26 protein-coding genes and 2 riboswitches are annotated in these 25,127 nt (G+C 43.0%); of the genes, 14 read left to right on the plus strand and 12 right to left on the minus strand.

The window, feature by feature from the left end; translation table 11 throughout:
• Positions 1-69: 69 nt before the first annotated feature.
• The 5 genes from HUX68_RS14865 (at position 70) to pseI (ending at position 4,495) form a co-directional block, all read left to right on the plus strand.
• Positions 70-855, plus strand: a complete 786-nt coding sequence (locus HUX68_RS14865; protein ID WP_174615543.1) for an SDR family oxidoreductase — start codon at positions 70-72, stop codon at positions 853-855.
• A 111-nt stretch (positions 856-966) separates the two neighbouring features.
• The gene (locus HUX68_RS14870) at positions 967-1,704 is read left to right on the plus strand and encodes a cytidylyltransferase domain-containing protein (protein WP_174615544.1); all 738 of its coding nucleotides are present in this window, start codon (positions 967-969) and stop codon (positions 1,702-1,704) included.
• A gap of 9 nt (positions 1,705-1,713) precedes the next feature.
• Complete coding sequence (pseG, locus tag HUX68_RS14875) at positions 1,714-2,823, plus strand: UDP-2,4-diacetamido-2,4,6-trideoxy-beta-L-altropyranose hydrolase (RefSeq protein WP_174615545.1); 1,110 nt, start codon at positions 1,714-1,716, stop codon at positions 2,821-2,823.
• Complete coding sequence (gene pseH, locus HUX68_RS14880; protein ID WP_174615546.1) at positions 2,820-3,377, plus strand: UDP-4-amino-4,6-dideoxy-N-acetyl-beta-L-altrosamine N-acetyltransferase; 558 nt, start codon at positions 2,820-2,822, stop codon at positions 3,375-3,377. Before pseG ends, pseH begins: the two co-directional genes overlap by 4 nt.
• 68 nt (positions 3,378-3,445) lie before the next feature.
• The gene (gene pseI, locus HUX68_RS14885) at positions 3,446-4,495 is read left to right on the plus strand and encodes a pseudaminic acid synthase (RefSeq protein ID WP_174615547.1); all 1,050 of its coding nucleotides are present in this window, start codon (positions 3,446-3,448) and stop codon (positions 4,493-4,495) included.
• Positions 4,496-4,935: 440 nt separating this feature from the next.
• Here pseI and HUX68_RS14890 read toward each other — a convergent pair whose 3' ends face one another.
• Positions 4,936-5,535, minus strand: coding sequence for an alpha/beta hydrolase (locus HUX68_RS14890; RefSeq protein ID WP_174615548.1), 600 nt, complete (start codon positions 5,533-5,535; stop codon positions 4,936-4,938).
• Positions 5,536-5,555: 20 nt separating this feature from the next.
• Positions 5,556-5,984: a MarR family winged helix-turn-helix transcriptional regulator gene (locus tag HUX68_RS14895; RefSeq protein WP_174615549.1), complete on the minus strand. Its 429-nt coding sequence runs from the start codon at positions 5,982-5,984 to the stop codon at positions 5,556-5,558.
• Positions 5,985-6,197: 213 nt separating this feature from the next.
• Between HUX68_RS14895 and HUX68_RS14900 the strand changes: the two genes are divergently transcribed.
• Complete coding sequence (locus HUX68_RS14900) at positions 6,198-6,434, plus strand: group-specific protein (RefSeq protein WP_174615550.1); 237 nt, start codon at positions 6,198-6,200, stop codon at positions 6,432-6,434.
• A gap of 16 nt (positions 6,435-6,450) precedes the next feature.
• Here HUX68_RS14900 and HUX68_RS14905 read toward each other — a convergent pair whose 3' ends face one another.
• Both HUX68_RS14905 and HUX68_RS14910 read right to left on the minus strand, forming a co-directional pair.
• Positions 6,451-7,005: a hypothetical protein gene (locus HUX68_RS14905; RefSeq protein WP_174615551.1), complete on the minus strand. Its 555-nt coding sequence runs from the start codon at positions 7,003-7,005 to the stop codon at positions 6,451-6,453.
• A gap of 243 nt (positions 7,006-7,248) precedes the next feature.
• A complete protein-coding gene (locus tag HUX68_RS14910; RefSeq protein WP_174615552.1) occupies positions 7,249-8,388 on the minus strand; it encodes a conserved virulence factor C family protein in 1,140 nt (379 codons plus the stop codon).
• A gap of 181 nt (positions 8,389-8,569) precedes the next feature.
• On the opposite strand from HUX68_RS14910, the gene cypC reads away from it, so the two are divergent.
• Together cypC and HUX68_RS14920 are read left to right on the plus strand one after the other, a co-directional pair.
• Positions 8,570-9,829 (plus strand): CYP152 family fatty-acid peroxygenase CypC, encoded by a 1,260-nt coding sequence (cypC, locus tag HUX68_RS14915; RefSeq protein WP_281355756.1) that lies wholly within the window; start codon positions 8,570-8,572, stop codon positions 9,827-9,829.
• 82 nt (positions 9,830-9,911) lie between these two features.
• On the plus strand, positions 9,912-11,318 hold the full coding sequence (locus HUX68_RS14920; protein WP_174615553.1) for a LysM peptidoglycan-binding domain-containing protein: 1,407 nt from the start codon (positions 9,912-9,914) through the stop codon (positions 11,316-11,318).
• Positions 11,319-11,443: 125 nt separating this feature from the next.
• Here HUX68_RS14920 and HUX68_RS14925 read toward each other — a convergent pair whose 3' ends face one another.
• Both HUX68_RS14925 and HUX68_RS14930 read right to left on the minus strand, forming a co-directional pair.
• Positions 11,444-11,890 carry a YaiI/YqxD family protein gene (locus HUX68_RS14925; protein ID WP_174616479.1) on the minus strand — a complete coding sequence of 149 codons (447 nt, stop codon included), beginning with the start codon at positions 11,888-11,890 and terminating at the stop codon, positions 11,444-11,446.
• Between the two features lie 132 nt (positions 11,891-12,022).
• The gene (locus HUX68_RS14930) at positions 12,023-12,562 is read right to left on the minus strand and encodes a sugar O-acetyltransferase (protein ID WP_281355794.1); all 540 of its coding nucleotides are present in this window, start codon (positions 12,560-12,562) and stop codon (positions 12,023-12,025) included.
• 283 nt (positions 12,563-12,845) lie between these two features.
• Between HUX68_RS14930 and HUX68_RS14935 the strand changes: the two genes are divergently transcribed.
• Positions 12,846-13,664 carry a squalene/phytoene synthase family protein gene (locus HUX68_RS14935; protein WP_174615555.1) on the plus strand — a complete coding sequence of 273 codons (819 nt, stop codon included), beginning with the start codon at positions 12,846-12,848 and terminating at the stop codon, positions 13,662-13,664.
• A 60-nt stretch (positions 13,665-13,724) separates the two neighbouring features.
• On the opposite strand, the gene HUX68_RS14940 is transcribed toward HUX68_RS14935, so the two are convergent.
• Positions 13,725-13,913 carry a hypothetical protein gene (locus HUX68_RS14940; protein ID WP_174615556.1) on the minus strand — a complete coding sequence of 63 codons (189 nt, stop codon included), beginning with the start codon at positions 13,911-13,913 and terminating at the stop codon, positions 13,725-13,727.
• Between the two features lie 127 nt (positions 13,914-14,040).
• On the opposite strand from HUX68_RS14940, the gene HUX68_RS14945 reads away from it, so the two are divergent.
• A complete protein-coding gene (locus HUX68_RS14945) occupies positions 14,041-14,475 on the plus strand; it encodes a hypothetical protein (protein ID WP_246206693.1) in 435 nt (144 codons plus the stop codon).
• A 178-nt stretch (positions 14,476-14,653) separates the two neighbouring features.
• Entirely contained in the window at positions 14,654-15,394 is a 741-nt protein-coding gene (locus HUX68_RS14950; RefSeq protein WP_174615557.1) for a MerR family transcriptional regulator, read from the plus strand.
• A 167-nt stretch (positions 15,395-15,561) separates the two neighbouring features.
• Here the strand turns inward: HUX68_RS14950 and thiE are convergent, their stop codons facing one another.
• The 5 genes from thiE to thiW form a co-directional block, all read right to left on the minus strand.
• Positions 15,562-16,167: a thiamine phosphate synthase gene (thiE, locus tag HUX68_RS14955; protein WP_174615558.1), complete on the minus strand. Its 606-nt coding sequence runs from the start codon at positions 16,165-16,167 to the stop codon at positions 15,562-15,564.
• 3 nt (positions 16,168-16,170) lie between these two features.
• Positions 16,171-16,941: a hydroxyethylthiazole kinase gene (thiM, locus tag HUX68_RS14960; RefSeq protein WP_174615559.1), complete on the minus strand. Its 771-nt coding sequence runs from the start codon at positions 16,939-16,941 to the stop codon at positions 16,171-16,173.
• Positions 16,942-17,745, minus strand: a complete 804-nt coding sequence (gene thiD / locus HUX68_RS14965) for a bifunctional hydroxymethylpyrimidine kinase/phosphomethylpyrimidine kinase (protein ID WP_174615560.1) — start codon at positions 17,743-17,745, stop codon at positions 16,942-16,944.
• Positions 17,742-18,431 carry a thiaminase II gene (gene tenA, locus HUX68_RS14970; protein ID WP_174615561.1) on the minus strand — a complete coding sequence of 230 codons (690 nt, stop codon included), beginning with the start codon at positions 18,429-18,431 and terminating at the stop codon, positions 17,742-17,744. The genes thiD and tenA overlap by 4 nt, the downstream gene beginning before the upstream one ends.
• A 58-nt stretch (positions 18,432-18,489) precedes the next feature.
• Positions 18,490-18,593, minus strand: a riboswitch (TPP riboswitch).
• A gap of 8 nt (positions 18,594-18,601) precedes the next feature.
• A complete protein-coding gene (gene thiW / locus HUX68_RS14975; RefSeq protein ID WP_174615562.1) occupies positions 18,602-19,090 on the minus strand; it encodes an energy coupling factor transporter S component ThiW in 489 nt (162 codons plus the stop codon).
• A gap of 90 nt (positions 19,091-19,180) precedes the next feature.
• A riboswitch (TPP riboswitch) is annotated at positions 19,181-19,295 on the minus strand.
• A 123-nt stretch (positions 19,296-19,418) separates the two neighbouring features.
• On the opposite strand from thiW, the gene HUX68_RS14980 reads away from it, so the two are divergent.
• From HUX68_RS14980 to HUX68_RS14990, 3 genes are all read left to right on the plus strand, one after another.
• A complete protein-coding gene (locus HUX68_RS14980; protein WP_174615563.1) occupies positions 19,419-20,342 on the plus strand; it encodes a phosphotransferase family protein in 924 nt (307 codons plus the stop codon).
• 23 nt (positions 20,343-20,365) lie between these two features.
• Positions 20,366-20,788: a DUF4064 domain-containing protein gene (locus tag HUX68_RS14985; protein ID WP_174615564.1), complete on the plus strand. Its 423-nt coding sequence runs from the start codon at positions 20,366-20,368 to the stop codon at positions 20,786-20,788.
• A 652-nt stretch (positions 20,789-21,440) separates the two neighbouring features.
• Entirely contained in the window at positions 21,441-25,124 is a 3,684-nt protein-coding gene (locus HUX68_RS14990; RefSeq protein WP_174615565.1) for a 5'-nucleotidase C-terminal domain-containing protein, read from the plus strand.
• The last annotated feature ends 3 nt before the right edge of the window (positions 25,125-25,127 follow it).

Consider the following 25,127-nt stretch of genomic DNA (forward strand, 5'->3'; position numbering starts at 1 on the left):
TACTGCATGGTCGATTATCGGGAGTACTATGCCTTTTTTAATTAGAAAAATTTTGATTAGGATGATTTTATGGATGATTTATTCAGCTTGGGAAATAAGACAATCATTATAACAGGTGGTGCCGGGCATTTAGGTGCATCTATGTCAGAAGGGCTTGCAAAGCAAGGGGCAAATGTTGTTATCGCAAGCAGGAATCTCAATCAAAGTAAACCACTGGCACAAGCATTAAATCAAAAATACAGTGGAGAAATTATTGCGGACTATGTGGATGTGTCGGATGAACAGTCCATTCAGCAATTATATAAAAAACTGTTTGACAGATTTAATACAATAGATGTTTTAATTAATAATGCTCATTTTAGTGTTGCAGGCAGTGTTGAACGAATGACAACAAATGAATGGAAATTTGGAATTGATGGCACCTTAAACAGCGTATTTCTTTGCTCAAAATGGATATTACCGCATATGGTGAAATATGGCCGTGGCAACATTATTAACATTTCTTCTATGTATGGAACTGTTTCACCGGATCCGGCTGTATATGGGGATTCCGATTTCGGAAATCCACCGAATTATGGGGCGGGGAAAGCTGGTGTGATTCAATTCACCCGATACTTGGCCTGCCATTATGGCAGGAGGGGTATCCGGGCTAACTCCATTTCACCGGGTCCATTCCCAAATAAAGATACGCAGCAAAATAAAGCGTTTATAACAAGATTAAATGAAAAAGTTCCGCTTGGCAGGATAGGAAAGCCGGAAGAGCTGCAAGGGGCAATAATCTATTTGGCTTCGGATTCTTCCAGCTATGTAACGGGGCATAATCTTTCGGTGGATGGCGGTTGGACTTCATGGTAAAGCAGAAATTTATCATTTTGATAGTCTAGTAAAATCCAGCTTTTTATTTACAAAAAACTTCTACTCTGATTGGTAATGAGTGAATAAATTCTAAGTATGTGAGGTGATTTCTTGAATATAGTAGCGATTATCCAAGCTAGGATGGGCTCAACAAGACTGCCGGAAAAAATTATGAAAAAAGTCTCGGGGAAACCATTGCTTGAGTATCAGATTGAAAGGGTAAAAAGATCAAAATTAATCAATAAAATCATTATTGCCACAACAGTCAAGCAACAGGAACAGCCGATTATTGATTTATGTGATCGGCTATCTGTTGATTATTATCGCGGTTCGGAAAACGATGTATTATCGCGATTTTACGAAGCGGCCACAGAATCAGATGCCGATGCTATCGTTCGGCTGACGGCAGACTGTCCATTAATTTCTCCTCATGTTATTGACAACATAATTAGTCAGTTTTTACTGCTTACACCTAAGTACGACTATGTATCCAATACAATCGAAAGAACGTATCCGCTTGGTTTGGATACGGAAGTATTTTCAATGGAATGTTTGGAAACGGCGTCCAGGGAAGGAAAGAAAGATTTACATCGTGAACATGTTACAGCATATATGTATACACATCCAAATAAATTTATAACAGCAAATGTCAAACATACACAGGATCACAGCAATTTTCGTCTGACGGTCGATACAAAGGAAGATTTTCAGCTTATTGCCAACATATTGGAAACACTTTATCCCCAAAAACCTGACTTCGAATTAGAAGATATTATCCGTTTACTGGAAAAAAGAAAAGATTGGTTAGCAATAAATGCTCATGTCGAACAAAAAAAGTTTAAGGGATGATTGTTTCAAATGAATATCGTTTTTCGTGTGGATGCTTCAACTGAAATAGGAACAGGTCATGTTATGAGATGCCTTACATTAGCTGATTATCTGACGAAACAATCAACCATTACATTTGTATGCCGGGAACATCCGGGTCACCTTTGTGCGTATATTGAATCCAGAGGTCACCAGGTAATCAGACTCCCCGTCATTGATGAACTGCATGAACACAAAATGTGTAATATGGGTAAGTTAAGGCATTCTCATTGGCTAAAAGCTTCTCAGCAGCTAGATGCGAGCCAAACAATTAAGCGAATAAAACATGAGCAAGTGGATTTGCTGATCATTGATCATTATGGCATTGATGCTGAATGGGAAAGAGAATTATCCTCATATGCCGGCAGTATTATGGTTATCGATGATTTAGCAGACAGATACCATGATTGTGACCTGTTATTGGATCAAAATTTTCATAACCATTTAAAAGGACGCTATGCTTTTTTAGTTCCAAGTGATTGCAAGCAGTTTTTGGGGCCCAGGTATGCCCTGTTGCGAAAGGAATTTCAGGATATCAAAAGTTGTTTAAGAGACAGGGATGGTCAGGTTAGACGAATATTGGTCTTTTTTGGCGGTGTAGATTCAACCAATGAAACTATGAAAACAATGAATGCGATACGCCGTCTTCATAGATCAGATATTGTAACAGATGTGATAGCAGGCAGTAATAATCCATACAAAGGTGAAATAAAAGCCATCTGCAGCAAATTCGATAACTTTATGTACCATTGTCAAGTGAATAATATGGCTGAACTCATGAACCAGGCAGATCTCTGTATTGGTGCAGGAGGAACGACTACATGGGAACGTTGTGCTGTCGGATTGCCAACGATATTAATTTCAATAGCAGAAAACCAGGAATTAATTGCGGAAGCCCTCTATAAACATCATGTTATTCGTTATTTGGGTACAAAGGAACAAGTTACAGAGAGTATGGTTGTGTCAGGATTGGAATCCGTGTTGAATGATTCGGCGCAGCTAAAACGAATGGAGAAATTATCCAGGGAACTAATGGAAAGTAAACAAAACAATATTCGATTATTAGTTGAAAAAATAGGTGAAAGGGTTAACAAAAAATGAAAGGCAGACTGGAGTATTTAACTACAGAGTATTTGAGTAAAGTTCTTTCTTGGCGTAATTCGGATCGAATCAGAAAAAACATGTACAATGAAAAAATTATAACAATGGAAGAGCATCAAAATTGGTTTGAAAAGATAAGGCAATCAGAAAAAGACCATTATCTGTTGTATTTTTTCAATGAAACCCCAGTTGGTTTAGTTTGTTTTAATGACATTACCCGCCAGCATGCTCATTGTAGGTGGGGCTTCTATATTGGTGAGGAAAACACCGAGGTGGGAACAGGTACGTTAATGGCCTTACTTGCGTTTGACCATGCTTTTTACACATTACAATTGAATAAGATTTATGGTGAGGTATTAGATTACAATCTGCCCAGCAGAAAGTATCACGAAAAATTAGGGTTTAAAGAAGAAGGTTATTTCAGGAGTCATGTTAGAAAAGGTGAAAATTTTTACGATGTTTTCAGCTATGGTCTTTTTAAAAAAGATTGGTATGAACTGCACAGACCTTTTATCTTAAAGGGATTGTCAGATAAAGGAATTAAATTGAATTAATTGTATCTAAATGACCTGTATATACAATTTCATGAAAGGTTAAATAAGCATGCGAAAGGAGAATGAACATGAGAGAAATTAAACTTGGAGGGAGGCCGGTTGGATTAAACCACCCTCCATTTATCATTGCTGAAATGTCCGGGAATCATAATCAATCATTGGAACGTGCATTAAAAATTGTGGATGCGGCAGCTGAAGCAGGAGCACATGCGCTGAAAATACAAACGTATACCGCAGATACGATGACGTTGAATAAAGCCGAGGATGATTTTGTTATTAAAGATCCGGAGAGCAGCTGGGGAGGCAAGTCGCTGTATGAACTGTACAAAGAAGCATATACACCCTGGGAATGGCATCAGCCGATCTTTGACCGCTGCAGACAATTAGGTATGATCGGATTCAGTACGCCATTTGATGAATCCTCAGTCGATTTCCTGGAATCCCTAAACATCCCCTTTTATAAAATCGCTTCATTTGAATGTACAGATTTGCCCTTATTAAGAAGAGTGGCACAAACCAAAAAACCGATTATCATTTCAACTGGGATGTGCACTGCCAGTGAAATAGAAGAATCGGTGAATGCTGTCAGGGAGGCCGGGTGCGAAGAGTTGATACTGCTCAAATGCACCAGTACGTATCCTGCATCTCCGGCTGATACAAATATTAATACAATCCCCCATATGAAGGAACTATTCCAATGTCAGGCTGGTTTGTCAGATCATACGATGGGTAATGGTGCAGCGGTTGCTAGTGTTGCATTGGGTGGAACAGTTGTGGAGAAACATTTTACGCTTTCCCGCGCGGATGGCGGGGTCGATGCAAGTTTTTCTTTGGAACCAAACGAAATGGAAGCCCTGGTGACGGAAACAAAACGTGCCTGGCAATCGCTTGGCGGGGTACACTATGGTGTGACAAATGCGGAGAAATCGTCAAAAAAGTATCGCCGCTCTTTATACGTAACGCAAAATATGAAAGCGGGCGATATATTATCGAAAGAAAATTTGCGGGCAATCAGGCCTGGGTACGGGCTTGCTCCAAAATATTATGATATACTGTTGGGCAAAAAAGTAGCTTGTGATGTGGAAAAAGGCACGCCTGTTACATGGGATATAATTTGAAAATAAGCATATAAATTATGGTGTTGGTTTGTATTATTTTAGATAAGGAGTTATACATGTTGCCGTATTGGATGCCGGCATCTACGGGCCTATCTGATTGATCAAATGTTTGTTTAAGCAAAAAGAGGTTGGGACAAATCAAAAAAGTAATTTAAAAAACGAACAATTTTAGAGTCTAGCGGAGGAAATATACGTAGACTCCTGCGGGAGAAAAGGTCTAGGTGAGACCCCGCAGTGCGTAAGCACGAGGAGGGCTCAACAGCCGCCCGCGGTAAAGAAGACACAGCGAAAGTGATTTTCTTAAGCTGATGTCGCACTTATGCTCGAAAGTGAAAGCGAAGTATATTTCCGGAGCGGTTGAGTCCACCTTTTAATTCGTTTTTTCTTTTAACCAAACACTTTTGTCCCAATCCCCTACTCATAATACGGCAGTATTTGCTTTATTGCATGTACCATTGTGCAGCTGCTTGTACCTCGCCTGGGGTCAATTGGTGCCCTCTGCTTTCCCAGTGCAGTTCAACATTGGCGCCTGCATTTTCCAAAAGCGATTTAAGATCCTCTGATTCCTGTGCAGAACAAATAGGGTCGTTTGTACCTGCACCAATAAAGACATTTTTATCGGATAAATCAGGCAGGTCTATACCACGGCGCGGAACCATCGGATGGTGCAAAATAGCCCCTTTTAATGCATCCTGATAATGGAACATCAGGCTTGCCGCAATATTGGCGCCATTGGAATAACCGATTGCCACTATATTGTTCCGGTTAAAGTCGTATTCTTCAGCAGCTTCGTCCAGAAACGCATGTAATTCTTTTGTGCGTGCGACTAAATCCTCTTCGTCAAATACACCTTCTGCCAGTCTTTTGAAAAAACGGGGCATTCCATTTTCCGAAACATTTCCGCGAACACTTAAGACATTTGCATCTTTGTCGATTGCTTCAGCAAGCGGCAACAAATCCTCTTCGGTTCCACCCGTGCCGTGAAGCAGCAGAAATGTAGGTTTAGTTGAATCATTACCTGTTTTAAAAATATGTTTCATGTTTAGCATTCTCCTTTTGATTAGTCCTTGTCCTGCAGACCGACGCGTTTCAGGCTGCTGATAATGGATTGTTTCTCGTCAGAATCAATTACCCCGAATATATTTTCAATTACCTTTTGATGTTTCGGGAATATATCGTCCATCAGCTTTTCCCCTTCACTTGTCAAATACACATGAATTACTCTGCGGTCCTCCGCACAGGCTTTGCGATTAAGTAATCCTTTTTCCTCAAGTTTTTTAATCACGTACGTCATCGATCCGCTTTTAATAAGCACAGCCTCACAAATCTGATTAACAGTCAGTCTTCCTTTATGGTAAAGAGCCTCTAAAATAGAGAATTCTGTTATACTTACACCATAGCTTTTAATATCCTGCCTGATCATTTCTTCAACTGATTTTGAAGCCTTCATCAGTACAACAAAAGCCTTCAACGATAAATTTTCATGCATAGCACCATCCCCGGTTCAGTTAATTATTTTGAATTCAAAATAATGATAATAAATTTGATGCAATGAGTCAAGAGAAGTGTCTCCCTTATTTAACAGATGTCTGGTGCACTACTTGGATTTTGTCAAAAACATTTTAGTGTGCAGCTTGATTTGCGTGATTTCTTCAGGTACTTTGAGGGTAATAAGATTAATTTTTCCAGGAGAGTGATTGTAATGGGACAATGTAATATTGATCATACACATGAGGATGTCGTGAACAAACTCAACAGTCAGGAAGCATATCTGCCCAGTTGGTTAACCAGCGAAATCCAAAGCTTTTTGACGAAGGAGCATGCACAGGATACGTTAAATGAATTATTTCATCTGCTGAAAAAATATGATTTATCATCTGAAAATGAGCAGGGAAACAGGAATGAAAAAATGAAAGCTCTGATCGGTGCGAGTGAATAAAGCACTGCAGTGGGCTCTAAACCAATGCGGTATTGTTCTGGCTGGAGTGTGTACAGAATTCTTCCACCCGGCCCCGGTAAACTAATTGAAATCCCGCAGCTTGCTGCAGCTCATGCGGTGTTATAAGTGATGGCGGCTTTTGGAATGTTGTAACCCCACATTCCGCCAGAACATTAGCAATGAATTCCGAACAGAAAAAGGCATTCGCTCTGCTGAATTTAATTCTCAGGATAACGGCAAACAATCCAAGCAGATTGTAACGATATTGGTCTTCCCGTTCTTTGATATTTTGGATGTATTCATTTATTCTATTACACTGCTCAGTGGAAATTGTTCGGCTGTAGACCGCGCAATCTGCTTCCCTTAACAATCCTTCACGGATATTTTCTTTTACAAACCCGCCGGCAAAAGGATTGCGTATATCCTTTCTTCCAAAACTGTACAACTCTGTCAGGTTATCGTCAAATGCAATAGATGCATGATTATATGGCTTTCGAGTGTATAGCTTGATTGTTCTTGTAAATAGTGTGCCTGTGTCTGTCAGCAGCAAATATATTTTCTTGTTTCCCATCATGAATCTCCCCTGGCCTTTTTGTTAGTATATTCATAATAAGCATGTTTTGCCTGTAGTGTAAGCAGCCAGAGTAATATTTGCAGATAGGTCTTGAGGCTTAGCGCACTTAATAAAAGCATAAAATCCTTTCTGCCTCCATAGGTGAACTATGGTTGTCACTGAAAGGATCGGCGACAACCAAGTTTCTAATGCCGAAAAAATACTGCCATCTGAATAATTTATTCAAATGGCAGCATCTGTTTATTTTTGTTTTGCGGCCTGGGTCATCTGATGCCAAATGGAACCCTTTGCTTCTTCTCCTTCTTCGATACGGGCAAGCGCCATTTTTACCTGCATGCGGACCTCAAATTCAGGGTCATTCAATGCTTTGCGAAGCGCTGGGATGGCAGTATTGTCGCCGACTTCATACAAATACATCGCTGCCCGCCAGCGGACGAGCCGGTTTTTGTCCGCTAATGCACTGATCATTTCCGGTATTGCCTCCGTAAAGCCTAGATCTGACAGGCAATCTCCTGCTGTACGTCTGACATTAACCGCTTTATCTTTCATCGCTTTATATAAATATGGAAGTACTTCCTTTTCTTCAATCATTCCCAAATACGCAGTTGCCAGTCTGCGAACAGATCCCTTTGTATCGTCAAGTGCTTTATCCAATACAGGCAGGTCTTCCATCGTCGGGGCCATCCGGTCCAATGCGGCGTATCGGTCCTTCCAGTCGGGCGCATCCAACATTTCCAATGTAACCTTTCTCCATGGTGAAGGATTTTGTTCATCAAGGGCTGTATTGTTTTTAGCCAGCTTTACCAGCTCGGCAATCCGGTCTGAGTCATAGCTTGCATCGATTTCATTGACCACGTCCTGACCAATTTCCTGTACATCCCCATAACGCGGACCTTGTTCAACCCATTTGCGCTCCATCAGCATATTCTCTGAAGCAGTGGAAGCATCCATTACGGCGTTCATGAATCTGTCGGGAAGCCCGAAGCGGTGCTCTTGATTTCCATCTTCCAGTTTAACTTGCATCGGGATATTCCGGAACATTTGAATAAAGACCTTTATTTCACCGAAATGGTCATTGGTTTCACCAGACGGCTTTAGACCTTCATCTACTGATTTCTCAGCAGAACCCAGCACTTGGCGAACTTCCGGTAAAATATCTTCCCATGGTACACGTGGATTACGTTCAAGTGCAAGAAAGTCAATTACACGGTAAAGACCTTTCACGCCGTTTATGTTAAAAAGATTTTGTACGTATAGTGGAGCGGTAGTCAGTTCGTCATCAGCTTTATAATTTTCTGTTTCTCCGTCAGGCAATTGTTCATCCACGTTGATTTTCATCGAATATGGACTGGGTGTCGGCTCGATAGACGTAATTTTCATTATGCTCTCCTCCTTCAACGGATTCCGTTATGATGATTTTAACATATCCGTGTATTTTTGCAGGATGAAAAGCGCCGGTTAAAATTACGTGTGCATGTTTGAAAAAGGTCGCAATCATTCTATATATTGTAGGAATAAATTAGCGGTATTTCGGAAATAGAAATATGGAGGACATATTCGGATGGAGGGTTTTGATTTTATGAGTATCCCGTATGAAAAAGGACTGGATAATTCACTTGCTCTTTTAAAAGAAGGTTATCATTATATTCCAAATCGGCGCCGGCGTTTTCACTCGGATATTTTCCGGACCCGGCTGTTGGGACAAAAGGTTATCTGTATTGGCGGGGAAGAAGCAGCTGCACTTTTCTATGATAATGAAAAATTTCAACGGAAAGGTGCGGCACCGCGCCGGATTCAGCAGTCATTGTTCGGAAAAAATGGTGTGCAGACGATGGATGGTGCGATGCATAAGCACCGAAAAGCGTTGTTTATGGGTTTGATGACACGCGAGCGGATTCAGGATTTGATTGCAATAACAGAAAAGCAATGGGAAGCAGCGTTGGAAGATTGGATGCAAAAAGATAACATCAGGTTGTTTGATGAAGCGAGGAAGATCATGTGCCGGACAGCCTGTAATTGGGCAGGAGTTCCATTATGGGCGAACGAACTTGAAATGCGGACAGCGGATCTTTCCGCGATGATTGATGCGTTTGGTGCTGTTGGTCCGAGGCACTGGAAGGGAAGAATTGCACGAAATCGTTCGGAACAATGGATTCGAAAGATAATTAAACAGGTCCGCAGCGGTGAGTTGCATCCTTCAGAAGATACAGCGCTGTATGCAATGGCATGGCACCGTAACCTGAACGGAAAACGTATGAGCACACAGATGGCTGCGGTCGAACTGATTAATATTTTGCGTCCAATTGTGGCAATAGCCAGGTATGTAACGTTTGGTGCTATGGCAATGCATGAATTCCCGGAATCAGCCGAGGAACTGCAGTCAGGTGATCTTTACCGTCAATATTTTGTGCAGGAGGTCCGCAGATATTATCCATTTGGCCCATTTTTGGGTGCGCGTGTACGGGATAATTTCAGCTGGCAGGGACATCTTTTTCAAAAAGGCACCCTTGTACTGCTTGATATTTACGGAACGAATCATGACCCGGAACTTTGGAAAAATCCATCTGCCTTTTCGCCTGATCGCTTTAAAGAATGGAAAGGAAACCCGTTTGATTTCATCCCCCAGGGAGGCGGTGATTATCATATTGGCCATCGCTGTGCCGGGGAATGGATTACAGTCGAAGTGATGAAAGTGAGTCTGGATTTTATGGCGAATCACATGACATATCGTGTACCTGAGCAAAATTTGAGTTTGAGCCGGGTACGTATGCCACCGATTCCCAAAAGCAGAGTCATAATAGAAAATATAAATGAAAAGTAAAAGTTTTTCTCCACAATTTGTTACTAGGACAATCACCCAATGAATAGGATGGTATGTAGAAATGCAAATTGGAGGAGAAATGATGGAAATATATGTAGTGAAAAGTGGTGATACACTTTGGTTGATTGCCCAAAGGTTTGGTGTGGACATCAACCAGGTTTCGCTGGCGAATGATTTGGATAATCCCAATCAGCTTGTAGTCGGTCAGTCTCTGGTTATTCCCGAACCCGGCCGTGAATATGTCGTTCAGAGCGGTGATACGTTAGTACGAATTGCGGCAATGTTTGATGTGACCGTTCAGGAACTTGCTGAAGCAAACAACATAACTTCCGGAATTATTTATGTCGGTCAGATGCTGGAGCTTCCTTATTTTATGCATACAGTTAATCCGGGTGAAACAATTTGGTCGATTGCTCAACGTTATGGTACTTCTGTTGACGCGATATTTCAAGCAAATGATATGGCAGAGCCTGGACTGATTTATCCAGGCCAGAATATCCGAATCCCGGCACCCGATCGGCCAATAACCGAGGTCAATGCATATACGACACAGTTTGGTGAACAAAGCAGGCCAACTATACTTGCTCTGGGGCGGAATTTCACCTACTTGTCACCATTTTCGTACCACGTAAATGCAGATGGCACACTTCAGGCAATACAGGAGACACCAGCTCTGGAAGCGGCACATGAAACGAATACAGCGCCATTGCTTGTGGTGACGAACTTCATGGAAGGAGAGTTCAGTTCCGACCTGGCCGCAGCAATTTTACGGAATCCGGATGTGCAGGATACGTTAATCACTAATTTACTGGAAATTATGAACTCAAAAGGATATGCAGGGGTTAATTTTGACTTCGAGTATGTGTATCCGGAAGACCGGGAGAATTATAATAATTTTTTACGAAGAGTTGTTGAACGCCTGCATCCGGAATATCTGGTTTCCACTGCCCTGGCACCTAAGGAAAGTGCTGACCAGCCGGGACTGTTGTACGAAGCGCATGATTATCAGACACAGGGTGAAATAGTTGATTTTATTGTTGTAATGACATATGAATGGGGCTGGGCAGGCGGTGAGCCGTGGGCAATCGCACCAATAAATGAGGTCCGTGATGTATTGGATTTTGCTGTAACGGTCATCCCTCCCGAAAAAATTATGATGGGTGTACCACTGTACGGACGCGATTGGAATATCCCATGGGTGGAAGGAACCACTGCACAGACAATCAGTCCTCAGGAAGCGGTGCAGCTTGCCGTACAGCATGGCGTACCGATTGAATACAACGAGGAATACCAGGCGCCATTTTTCCATTATACTGATGAAACCGGACAGCGACATGAGGTGTGGTTTGAGGATGCCCGCAGCATGCAAGCTAAATATGATTTGATCAAGGAATACAACCTGCGTGGCCCAAGCTACTGGGTACTGGGTAATGCCTTCCCGCAAAACTGGGCGGTTCTGCAGGATAACTTTTCTGTACGGAAATTATAATGACTCCGAAAAATCACCTCTGATACGACTGATATTGGGGGTGTTCTTTTATTTCGTATTTAGTTGCAGCCCCATGCTCGGAGGTTGATATGCGAAGTTCACAGGCAAAATGCTACGGGGAAAACTTAAATCAATTCCTCAAGTTTACTCCGGAAAAGTTCCGTGAATTTCTGTTCATCTTCAGAGGTGAATGCTTTCGGTCCCTTGGTACGCTTGCCGCTTTTACGTGCCATTGCGCTTAAATAGCGTGTCTGCAGGAGCTGATCGATATTGTCGTTCGTGTATGCAAACCCCTTGTGATGCAGGACAGTACACCCTTTTGCCAGTCCAAGTGAAGCCAGTCCGTAGTCTTGGGTGATAATTATATCGCCGCTTCCGGCTAACTTCATAATCCGGTAATCCGCGGCTTCAGCACCGGTATCAACGTAAATCGTCTCAACACCAGGCTGCTCATCATTAGGGGAAAAGTGGGCAAAGCTCTTGACGATAACCACAGGCACCTGGTAATCCGCAGCAATCTCAATAATGACATCCTTTACCGGACAGGCATCTGCATCCACGTAAATCTTCAACACGAATCCCTCCAATCTTTTACAGGCTATTGTAGCAAATAAGATAAGGACAGACCATTTTCTATGAATGACTGGCTTTCTTGGATCCATTGAAAACATACCGCTTCAACTTGCAGGAGCGGTATGTTTCAATTAAACATCCAATTTTTTAATAATCTTAGCCGGATTTCCGCCAACGACAACATTATCGGGAACGTCTTTTGTGATAACAGCACCCGAAGCAATTACCGCATTATGTCCAATTGTCACACCTGGATTGATGACTGCACTGCCCCCGATCCAGACATTATCCCCGATGGTTACCGGTTTTCCATATTCCTTTCCTGCTATCCGCTCGTACGAGTTTAGTGGATGTGTTGCGGTATAGATATGAACCCCCGGGGCCATCATGCAATTGTTACCTATTCGTACCTGACAGACATCGAGAATGACACAGTTAAAGTTCGCATAAAAGTTTTCCCCGACATGTATGTTGTATCCGTAATCACAGTGAAAGGCAGGCTCAACTTCGATGTTTTTGCCAGTAGACCCAAAAAGCTCTCTGAGTAATTCGTGGTGTCGTTCACTCTCGGTTTCATTTGTTCTGTTTAATAGTCTGGTCAGTCTCCGTGCGTTTTTACGTTCCTCTACCAATACAGCGTCTTCTGGATTATATAATTCTTCATTCAGCATTTTTTCTTTTTCCGTAAACAAAGGGATTCCCTCCTAATTGGCGCAGTTGCTTGTATATCCTATTCATCATAAAATAAAATTAAAGCAAATACCAATCGGGAAGAGAAACGTGTATGGGGGGAGGTGGTGAAGCACAGGGGAAAATGAAGCGGGCATACGATGTGGTTGAGAAGAAAACTTCACTACTTTGCACAAAAGAAGCCGTTTTGCAGGACCTTCCTATTTTGATATTATTACCGGGGGATTTTTGTTATAATAGTATTAATTAAGGGAGGCGTAACGGTTGAGTGAAGCAAAGAAACTTGAAAAAGATGCGATGCATATTCTGAAACTGACAAGCAGAACGTTCTACATACCGATAACATTGCTGAAGCCGGTATTGAAAAAAACAGTCGGTTCGGCATATTTGTGCATGCGGGCAATTGATGAAATAGAAGATCATGAGGAGTTGGATAAAGAAACAAAAACATCGCTGCTCCGGTCAACTAAAATTCTGCTGCAAAATGAATTTGATCAGGATGCATATCGTGAATTGCTGAAGCCGTACGAAAAGCTCCTGCCGGAAGTTACACTCAGGCTTGGTGATTGGCTTGAAGTTTGCCCTGAAAGTATCGTCGAACAGGTTAAGAAATCGACCAGCGTCATGGCCGGCGGAATGGCCGACTGGGCAGAAAAGGGATGGAAAGTGAAAACGAAAGAAGATCTGGATGATTATACATATTATGTTGCCGGATTGGTTGGTGTCATGCTTTCTGATATTTGGGAATGGTATGACGGCACCACGACTGACCGTGATTTGGCTATTGGATATGGCCGTGGACTTCAGGCGGTCAATATTTTGCGGAATCAGGATGAAGACAGTGAGCGTGGTGTAAATTTTGTTCCAGATGGCTGGAGCCGTGATGATATGTTCCATTACACGGAAAATAATCTTGGCAAAGCAGATGAATATATGAAAGATATTAATACCCGTACCATTAAAGTATTCTGCCGGATCCCGCTTGCTTTGGCAAAACGGACGGTTAAGGCATTGAAGGAAGGCCGGGAAAAAATATCACGTAATGAAGTGGAAACGATTGTGGAAGATATTAAAGAAAAATAATTGAAAAGTTGTTGATTTGTAAGAGAGACTGCTTTGATGCGGTCTCTCTTACTATTTAGTTCAGTGCTTATTCAGCAGGGTTTTGACGCCCAGCACCAGGATAGCTATGGCGAATACAATCATTGTCAGCCCGCCGATTAACCCAAGTACATCTGCTATTGCCTGGGTGATGACCGCCGATGTCGGTATAAGGGTAAGTGCGTAACCCGCGACGATGCTGGCCAAATATACAAAAACCAAATCTCTCATTTTATAATACCTCCTGTTAAAAAGTCTTTCATATTACGATATGGCCGGATGTCCAATTTTGTATGGGCAGCAGTAATACTTCATATTTTGAATCTGTTGTGGAAAGGTAGACATATGGAGGTGAAATATGAAAAAAATAATGCTGGTTACGCTGGCGCTTTTATTATTTGGAACAACAGCAGGATCGGTTCGTGCAGGTTCAGTTGAATGCCCAGAACCGAGTGATTTGGAAGAAACATCTATGGACGATGAAAAGGAACTAAGGAAAGCACTGGAAAAGATTATTCCAAAAGTTTATGCCCAAGGCGATGACGCTGACATGTACAGTGAATGGAAAATCATCACTGCAAAGTCTTTTCCAAAAACGGTTGGAGACAATCACAATGAAGTTTACTATGAAATGGCCATTAATTTTTGCGGTAAAGATGTTGCTGAAAAGTCATGGCTGGTCAGGATTCATTTTCCGAAATGGGAAGGGAAAAGTGCCAGCAATGCAGAAGGTCAAATTTTCCTTGCCAAAAATAAAGAAAAAGGTTGGTTTGTCTGGTTCCGATATCATTAATTATTATGGGATACCACTATCCAATTCAAATAAGGGATAGTGGTTATTTTTTTGCAGTTTAACACATCTTTCGTACTGTACAACCAGTCTTGGCAATGAAAAAAGTTTTTCAATAAAATGTATTGACTCTAACGTTACGTTATACTTTATAGTAACAATTGAAGGGAGGTTGCACTGAATGAAAGTAAAAGAGGTTGCCAACTTGGTCGGTATCAGTGTGCGCACACTGCATCATTATGATGAAATTGGATTACTGACCTCGGAAGAGACAACCGAATCCGGTTATCGAATTTACTCCGTTAATGATTTGGAAACATTGCAGCAAATATTATTTTTTAAAGAACTCGGCTTCCCTTTGAAAAAGATAAAAGAAATTATCGGCAGTCCCTCATTTGACAGGCAGGAAGCGCTGGAGATGCACCGTAACCTACTGTTGGAGAAACGAAACAGACTCGACAAAATGATTGCGACGGTTGATAAGACCATTCAAGATATGAAAGGAGAGATTAAAATGAGCAATAAAGAAAAATTTGAAGGCTTTGATTTCAGTCATAACCCATACGAACAGGAAGCACGTGAACGCTGGGGCGATAAAGCTGTTGATGAATCGAACGCCAAAATCAATAGCATGTCCCAAGATGAGAAAAAAGCATTCGGAGATGAATTCAATGCCATCTATAGAGACCTGGCAGCAATTCGTCATGAAGCACCGGATTCTGACGTAGCTCAGGAAGGTATTGAAAAATGGTACCATTTCCTGAATAGAATGGGCAGCTATTCCCTGGATGCTTTCAAAGGACTCGGGCAAATGTATGTGGATGATGAACGTTTCACTAAGAACATCGACCAGTTTGGCGACGGGCTTGCAGTGTTCATGCGTGATGCGATGGCTGTTTATGCTGATCGGCATAAAAAGTAGTCTTCACTCTATAAATCGTATTGAAAAGAAAAAAAGTGGCATCTTTTTAAAAATGGATGCCACTTTTTTGGTGTTTGGTACGATAATATTAATGAAGAGGTGATTTCCGAAATAACAAGAATTTTCCGCACAAACTCTATGACCCAATGATTTGCGAATTCATTTGGCTAAAGCCGCTGCACTGCCGCATTAATATCTGTTGCCTTCGTTACAGCCGAGATCACTGCAACACCATCCGCCCCGGCATCCATTACCGAAGCAGCGTTATTTTCATTGATTCCGCCAATACCTACAATCGGTTTGTCCGGATATTCCCTGCGAAGCTGCTCAATCCACTCTGGACCAACAGGCATTTTCGCATCCTTCTTGGAAGAGGTGTGGAACATGGGACCAGCTCCAAGGTAATCTGCCAGGTGAATCGGGCTTGAGCTTACTTCTGACTGGTTGGAGACAGAAAGGCCAAGAAATTTATCGGGAAACGTCTCCCGCACTTGTTGAGCGTCCTGATCATCCTGTCCGACGTGGATTCCGTCAGCTTCCAATGGCTCCACTAAGTTGAGATCATCATTAACAATAAATGGTATGTCATAACGGGAGCACATCAATCGCAATTTTAATCCGAGCCTTAGCTTGGCATTGCCGGTCAGGGCGTCGCTGCCCTTTTCCCGGAATTGGAATACGGTGATACCTGCGTCAATTGCAGCTCCCAATATTTTGACAGGATCTTCATCACAATTTTGACTGCCCATAATCAGGTATTTTCGAAGATTCATAAACTAAATCCTTTCCAATTTGTTAGTTTCGAGTGACAAGGCATCAATAAATCGCGGCAGAAACGTTCCTGGTCCATTTACTTCCAGTCCATTGGCGGCAAATTCTGCAGCCAATCCGTAAAACCGAAGCGCAGTGTGTGCCTGTTGATCAATTGAATCGTCTGTTGTCAGGCAGGCTGTTAGAATAGATCCGAGCAAACAGCCGGCACCGGTTATTTTTCCAAGGATTGGGTTGCCGGTGTCATTGTAGAGAATCTTCTCACCGCTGCAAATGACATCGGTTTTTCCGGTGACAATTGCGGTGGTTTGATAGGTTTTCGCAACTTTTAAGGCAATATCGTCGGCATTTCCATCACCCAATGATTCAACTCCTTTTGTCTCCCAGGGAATTTGCACAAGGTGGGCGAGTTCACCGGCGTTCCCTTTAATGACGTCAGGCTGAATTTCGTTTAAGATCCTTTTTACTGCATCCGTGCGAAATGGAGTGGCTGCAACTCCAACTGGATCAAGTACAACCGGAATTCCCTTTTTATTAGCTGTCTTACCGGCTGCAATCATTGCCGGGATTTCCGGTGCAGTTATTGTTCCAATGTTAATCAGGACACCATCGGCAGCAGAAGCCATATCGTCTGCTTCTTCTTCGGATTTTGCCATAACCGGTGCACCGCCAAAGGAGAGCAAACCATTTGCTGTAAAGTTCATAACCACCTGATTTGTCAGATGATGGATTAAAGGCTGCTTTGCCCGTACTTTGTTAATGATTATTTTATTCAATTATTTCACCTTTTCCTGGCGCAATGCCCAATGGTTTGTCGGACCGCTCCCATGTCCAAGTGGGAAGGAGTCGCGTATTGCTGCTGTCACAAAGTTTTTTGCTTTTTCTACAGCTGCAGGTAACGTTTCCCCTCTGCCGATGTATGCTGTAATCGCGGCAGAGTAGGTGCACCCGGTTCCGTGTGTGTGTTTCGTATCAATCCGCTCCGCTTCAAAGGTGTTTACATTTTCGCCATCATATAAAATATCAACAGCTTTACCTTCCAGATGACCGCCTTTTACTAATGAGGCACCAGCACCGTACGTATGGACGATTTCTTTTGCCGCCTTTTGCATGGCTTCTGTACTTTCGATCTTCCATCCGACAATATCTTCTGCTTCCGGCAAATTAGGTGTTATCAGCGTTGTCATTGGCAGTAGCTTTTCTCTCAAATAGCGGCGGGCGTCTCTGGCAATTAAAGGATCACCGCTTTTGGCAACCATGACCGGATCCATAATAAATGGAGCATCCAAATCGGTTACATTTTTGGCGATTGTCTCCATCATTTCCACCGTGGCAATCATTCCGGTTTTGAATGCGTGAATTGGGATGTCGGAAGTAACAGCATTTAGCTGTTCTTTAATCATTCCGACGGGCAGATGGTGAACCTGCTTGACCCCGGTTGTATTCTGAGCAACAACGGATGTAATCACAGACATCCCATATGCCTGCAGCTCCTGGAATGTTTTTAAATCGGCCTGAATTCCGGCACCGCCGCTTGGATCAGTGCCTGCGATGGTCAGTACACTTGGAATATGGTTCATTTGCTGATCACCGCATCTTTCAACGGCCATTCTTCACACGTATAGGCCATTTCCCAGAATGATAGTTCCAGCTGGCAGCTCTTGCGGAAAGCTTCTTTCATCTTCTGTTGTTGTTCAAATGAGGAATTTTCGGCAATTTTATCTAGCCGCTCCCGCATTTCCGTTGTTATTTTTCCAACCTCTTCATCTGCGTAAAAACTGATCCACTGGTAAAAAGGGTGGTTTTCATTTGGTTGATATTTTTCCATTAGTTCCTGACCGATTTCCAAATACGTCCAGGGACATGGTAAAAGCGCACACAGCGTTTCACCAAGGCTTCCCAGTTGTGCATGGTACATCATGTGTTTGACATAATGATCGGCTGTTGGTGGAAGCGGGTATCCCTGAAGTTCATCATATCCGACCCCGATGTGATCGCAAAAATTGTGGTGCGGGTGGATTTCACTGTTCAGTACGAATTGAATCTGCTCATCGAAGAACCGCATATCATCACGTAAGTCACATTTCGCGACTGCGATGCCATAAATGCGAATAAACGCATTCAAATATTCAAAATCAGCTTTGATATAGTGGGCAATTGCCTGATCCGATACATCACCTTTCCCGATTCCATCAACAAACGGATGGTCAAAAATGGCCTGAAATATGTCTTTATTTTCTTCGCGTAAAACTTGTGAAAATGTCATGAAAAATGCCTCCTTGAAATGGTTATGGAAGCTGCCGGGGAATTATTAGAAGGAGATTGTGAGTCCGTAACTACTTCCCTTGCGCAGGAATTATCCTGATCAGGTTCCAAGGGACAAAGGAATATCCTTTTCTCAGCCAAAACAGCGCCCCCAGCAGTCTTCCGAATTATTTAATTTTCTAGTGATAAATGCCGCTGATTCATTTTTGCGACAACAAGCCAGCCGATGCATGCACCGGATACACTGCTGACAAGAAATGATGGGAGAAAAAATAATGCGCCGGCAGAACTACCCATCAAGAGGTTAGCAATAGGGGCCGAAGCGAGTGCGCCGAGTATCCCTGTTCCAACCGCTTCGCCGAGTGCCGCCATACCTTTTTGGCCCGTTTTTTTATAAAGTGTTCCGGCTAAAAAAGCACCGATCATGCCGCCGGGAAAAGCGAGCAGTGTACCAAGTCCCAGCATATTCCGGAGCAGACCAATCATGAATGCAATCACTACAGCCGGACCTGGCCCAAGTGTTACTGCAGCCATCACATTAACGGCGTGCTGAACAGGATAAGCTTTTGCAACACCCGCCGGGAACCAGAGCAACTGGGATCCGATTACCCCGATCGCAACAAATACAGCCATCGTCGTCATTAATCTGGTTCGGTTCAATAAAACCCTCCTTTCATTAGGGGGACTGTTCCTGGGGAAATAAAAAAGTCAGATCCGGTGAAGGACCTGACTTGAAATAGTCTGCTAGAAAAGAATGCATGTCTACTTCCCTCCGCTGGTATTAACCAGATCAGGTCCATAAGAGTCAGAAAGCTGTTTTGCGCTTTCCTCTCAGCCCGCACTTTGGGCACCCCTAGTAGTGAGATTGAAATTATTTAACTGTTCAAAATAAGCATAACAAAAGAATATCGGTTTGTCATGGATATTTTGAGAATCACGAAACTTTTTATATAATTAATCGTATTACATGATGAATGGAGGCTGCTGAATGATGACCAATACAAAATTATCAAAACAAGTGCTGGATTGGGTCGTTGATAATACGAATCCAAAAGCAACGGTTGAATCGTTCCAACAGTTGAAGGGGAGTACATCATCCACCCTGCATCGCATCTCCCTTCAATCAGGTCAGAAATTAAATCACTACGTGGTCCGACAGTTTGATAATGAGGAATGGCTGGGAGAAGAGCCTGATTTGGCACATCATGAAGCGGAATGTCTCCGAATGGCAAAGAAGACAGGGGTTGTAAGTCCGGAATTTATTGCATATGATAAAAATGGTGATATTTGCGGTAACCCAACTATTCTGATGACATATCTGGATGGTGAAGTGGAACTGAATCCCAAGTGGATGGACCAGTGGCTTTATGGACTGGCGGAAGCATTGGAGGCTTTTCACGGAATGGATGCCGATGACTTTCCATATCGGCACAGCAGCTATAATGATATTTTTTCATTTGAAGTACCAGCTTGGACGAATGTTTCAACAACATGGAAAAAGGCTATTAATCTTTTAAAAGGTCCATGTCCGGAAACGAGGGAATGCTTTATACACCGGGATTATCACCCGGCAAATGTGTTGTGGAAAGATGGGTCGGTCAGTGGTGTTGTGGATTGGGTTAATGGCTGCAAAGGTCCCCGTGGCGTTGACATCGGTCATTGTCGGGTGAACCTTGCCATGTTATATGGAGTGGAAACTGCGGATGGGTTTCTCAGGGAGTACAGGAAGCTTGCCGGGTCAAAGTTTACATATGAGCCATACTGGGATTTATTATCAGTGGCGGATATGCTGGTTGGTCCGCCGGAGGTTTATCCTGGCTGGGAAGCATTTGGTGTTACCGGGCTGACTAATGAGATGATGAAAGAAAGGCTCGATCGATATGTTGTCAGCCTGATGGAGCGAGCCGGGTGAAGTTAAAAGGAGGAGAAAATGGAATGGAGCGAACAGGAGAAATTGTACTATCAATCATTGGAGTTGTATTATATGCTTTATGTGCATTTGGGGGCTTTGCTGGAGCAGCGTTCTTAAACAATGAACAGCTTATGTCGAATCTGGCAAATGACATGGCCACCCCCCAAATGTCAGCAAGTGATTATATGGCTGTGTTTGAAACTATGTCGGGTGGCATTATGCTGTTTGCGATTGTGTCTGTAGTATCTTTGATATTAGGAATTATTGCAGCAGTTTTTCTTAAGGGAAATAAAAAGCCAAAAGCAGCCGGAATTATTTTGATTATTACATCTGTTCTGGGTACGATTGTAACCGTTCTTGGTGTTGTAATACCAGCAATCTTTTACTTAATCGCTGGAATTATGGCACTGGCACGCAAGCCAAAACCGGCCCAGACACTGGAATAGGATATTTTTAAGAAGAGCAGTCCAAATGAGGCTGTTCTTTTTTGGCAGTTAAGAAAGTATAAAATCCTTTCTTACTGCATAAGCGCAACTATGGCTATTACTGAAAAGCTTGGTGACAACCAAGTTTTCTAAGTGGAAAAATGACTGGTTTAGTGGAGAGCATCGCCTGATACGACACAAGTATCAACCGCACGAGCGAAACATCAACCGCACGGGAAGAACATCAACCGTATGAGCGAAACATCAACCGCACGGGAAGAACATCAACCGTATGAGCGAAACATCAACCGCACGGGAAGAACATCAACCTTACGAGCGAAACATCAACTGCACGGGAAGAACATCAACCACATAGGCGAAACATCAACCTCACGAGAAAAACATCAACCTCACGAGAAAAACATCAACCTCACGAGAAAAACATCAACCATTACGGGCCAAACATCAACTTCAATAACCCCGCATCTTACTTATTCTATTAGGACACGTGACACCGGTACTGTTCAGCACATAGGCATTATGTACCTTTTTTCAAAAAAATCTATAAAAATAGTAAAAATTAACCGTTTTTTTACAAACTATTTATTGTATCGCCTTTTCTACTATGCCATATTAATAGTGAGTCATAATCTATTCATAATGGAGGGTATCGATGAAGAATTCAACTGTGAAGCGGATACTGAGTCTTTTTCTTATTTTCACACTTGTTTTCATGAACTATTCAACGCTTTTGGTGAAAGCAGCAGGCGGTGAAAATATGTCGGAAGGTTTATTCATTTCGGAATATGTGGAAGGAACCTCGTACAATAAAGCGGTTGAACTGTACAATGGCACGGGAAACACGATAGATTTATCGGCTTTCTCAATTGTGCTGTACAGCAACGGTGCTGCGGAGCCAACGCAATCTGTACAGTTGTCCGGAACGCTGGAACATAATGAGGTATATGTCATCGCACATCAGAACGCCGCTCAGAAAATATTGGCGGAGGCAGATTTGCAGAACTCGTCTGTTATTAATTTCAATGGAAATGATGCATTTGTTTTAAAAAAGAACGGCGATGTTGTGGATGCAATCGGCACAGTGGGCAATGACAATGAGTATGCAAAGGATGTCACGCTCGTCCGCAATGCGGAGGTTAAGCAGCCGAATGTAATATATGCTGAATCAGAGTGGACAGATTATGCCACTGATACGTTCGCATACCTTGGCAGTCACACAATGGACGGTGCTGGTACGGAAGACCCGCCGGATGATCCGAACGATCCAGGTGAAGAATACACGATTGCAGACGCTCGGGAGTTGCCTGATGGAACTGCCGTTACGGTTGAAGGCGTTGTAACCGTTGACAGCAATGCAATCAGTAATGGTGCTCAATTTACAACCTACATACAAGACGAGACAGGCGGCATCAATATTTTTGCATTTGAACAAGGTGAATTTCCGGAGCTGGAGGAAGGGGACAGAATAAAAGTTTTCGGAGAACTTGATTCGTATAATGGTTTAAAAGAGGTTATTCCATCATCCATCGAAGTTCATGAAACGGGACAGGAATTGCCTGCACCGCAATCTATTACTCTGGCTGATCTTCAGGACCCTGCCGTTGCAGAGTCATATGCAGGGGAGCTTGTCCAGGTAAATGGCTACATTGACAATATTCCTGACAGTCCAGCCGGCGGAGGATACAATATTTCGCTGATAGATTCCGACTACAATGGCACGACACTTCGAGTGATGGAAAATGCACTTGATGTGTCACAGATTGAACCGGAGAAATGGTACGATATTACAGCGATTGTCAGTCAGTATAACTCCTATCAGTTGATTCCAACTGAACAGTCAGATATTCAAATTGCTGATGAACAGCCGGAACCGCCGTCAGCTGCGGGAACCTATGAATCCACCGTTGCCAGCATTACAGATGGTGACACGATTCATCTGGAGACACCAGTCTTGGGAACATCAAAAGTTCGCCTGTTAAATATTGATACACCGGAAACATATCCGGCACATAACGATGACCCGGCCCGGGATGAAATTAATGCCAATCAGAAACGGTTTGGTGAAGAGGCAAAATCCTATATGAAGGACTTGCTTCAGCCGGGTGATGAAGTGAAAGTAAAAGTCGGTGAGGAACCAACCGATTCATATGGACGATTGCTGGCTGAAATTGTCCGGAAAAAAGATGGAACAAACATTAATCTGAAAATGGTACGGGAAGGTTATGCGGTAACGTATTTCATCGCACCGTTCAACAAAGAAGTGTATCCAACCTACCAAAATGCGGTAAAAGAAGCAAAAGATGCTGGACTTGGCATTTGGAATCCAGAAGATCCGCTTCTGGAGCTGCCATTTGTTTTCCGGACCCATGATAATCAGGAAGCTTTTGATAAGTATGTTGGAAACTCAGACACAAAAGAATATGTGCTGCCGGAAAACTGGGCGGATGTCCCTGTTGAAAAGCGGGTGTTTTTCTGGGATGAGGCTTCAGCACAGGAGAATGGCTACACATTTGCTGGAAGCGATAATGGGGCAGATGACGGGAACTTGTCCGTTCAATTGCTCAGTATGAACGACCTGCATGGAAAAATTGATCAGCAATATGAGCTTGATCCAGATGGGGACGGCACATTCCATACGTATGGAAAAATGAACTATACCGCTGCTGCAATCAAACAGCGGGAGCAGACGAATCCGAATACGCTGATCGTTCATGCCGGCGATATGATTGGCGGAAGTTCGCCGGTGTCGGGACTGCTGCAGGATGAGCCGACAGTTGAAATTATGGAAGAAATCGGTTTTGATGTCGGTACTGTCGGCAATCATGAATTTGACGAAGGAACCGATGAACTGCTGCGCATGGTCAATGGCGGCGAGCATCCGGACGGAACGAAGGACTACGATGGCATGAATTTTCCGGTATTATGCGCCAACTGTGTTTACAAAGATACCGGTGATACATTTCTCCCGCCATATTATGTGGAGGAAGTTGATGGTGAGAAAATTGGCTTTGTCGGCGTCATCACACAGGAAGCAGCAGGAATGGTGATGCCGTCGGGGATTCAGGATATTGAATTTACTGATGCCTCTGACGCAGCAAATGAAGCTGTCGCTGAATTGAAAGCGCAGGGTGTTGAGTCGATTGTCCTGTTGTCCCATATTCCAGGTCAGCAAAGTGGTGATACCGTGACAGGTCAGGCTGCTAATTTGGCAAATGCTGTGGATGATGAAGTCGATGTGATTTTTTCCGCTCATAACCATGTTGTTAACAATGGGGTAGTTGACGGAAAGTTAATCGTGCAGGCGTCTGAATATGGAAAAGCATTTGCTGATGTGGATGTGGAAATTGACCGTGAAACGGGTGATATCGTCAGCAAAGAGGCAGAAGTTGTTTTTGTAAAACAAAGCCAGGTTGAACCGGACCCGGCAGTAACTGATATTTTACAAAAATACGCCGACATGGTTGCACCAATTATTAATGAAGTGGTCGGCTATAATGCCAAAGATCTAACAGGTGATTATTCCAATAATGGCGACCATGGACTTGGCAATCTGATTGCTGATGGCATGAATGCCGCCATGGACAGTGATTTTGCAATGATGAATGGCGGCGGAATCCGTGATGACCTGCTCGCGGGTGACATTACGTGGGGGGACTTGTACAATATCCAGCCATTTGGGAATACGCTTATGATGTTTGAAATCAAAGGTGAAGACCTTTATCCAATTATCCAGGCACAACTGTCACCGCAATATGGACCGGATTACAGCATCAGCGGATTCCATTACACGTGGAATCCGGAAACGAATGAAGTAGTTGATATTACGCTGCCGGATGGATCGCCAATCGATATGGACAAAACGTACACGCTGACAGTTAACAATTACATGGGTACCTCAACAGGTGATAAATATGCACCAATCAGTGAACTTGGTGAAAACCCGGTAACTGGCCCATCTGATTTAGAGGCAACGGTTGAATTTGTCAAAAGTCTTAACAGCTCAGAAGCGGACCCTCTCACATACGGACCGGAAGGACGCATTACAACGGCTGATGGTAATGGCGGAGAACAGCCAAAAGAAGCTGTCATTGTACCAAAAGATAATAACGGCACAGCTACAGTTCATACAAAAGATCTGCGTGGCCTTGATAACGGCGTCCGCGCAATCATCGACATCTATAATGAGAAAAAACCAAGAAAACTGTTGCTGAATAAGAAGCAGGTGGATATTTTGCAGGAAAAAGATGTGATACTTGTTGTGACGAACGGTGAAACTTCAAAAGAAATTGTTATGCGGGATTTTGAAGGCACCGTGTTGAAAGTCAGCCTGCAGTAGATA

This window comes from Virgibacillus ihumii (assembly GCF_902726655.1).
Lineage (GTDB): Bacteria > Bacillota > Bacilli > Bacillales > Amphibacillaceae > Lentibacillus > Lentibacillus ihumii.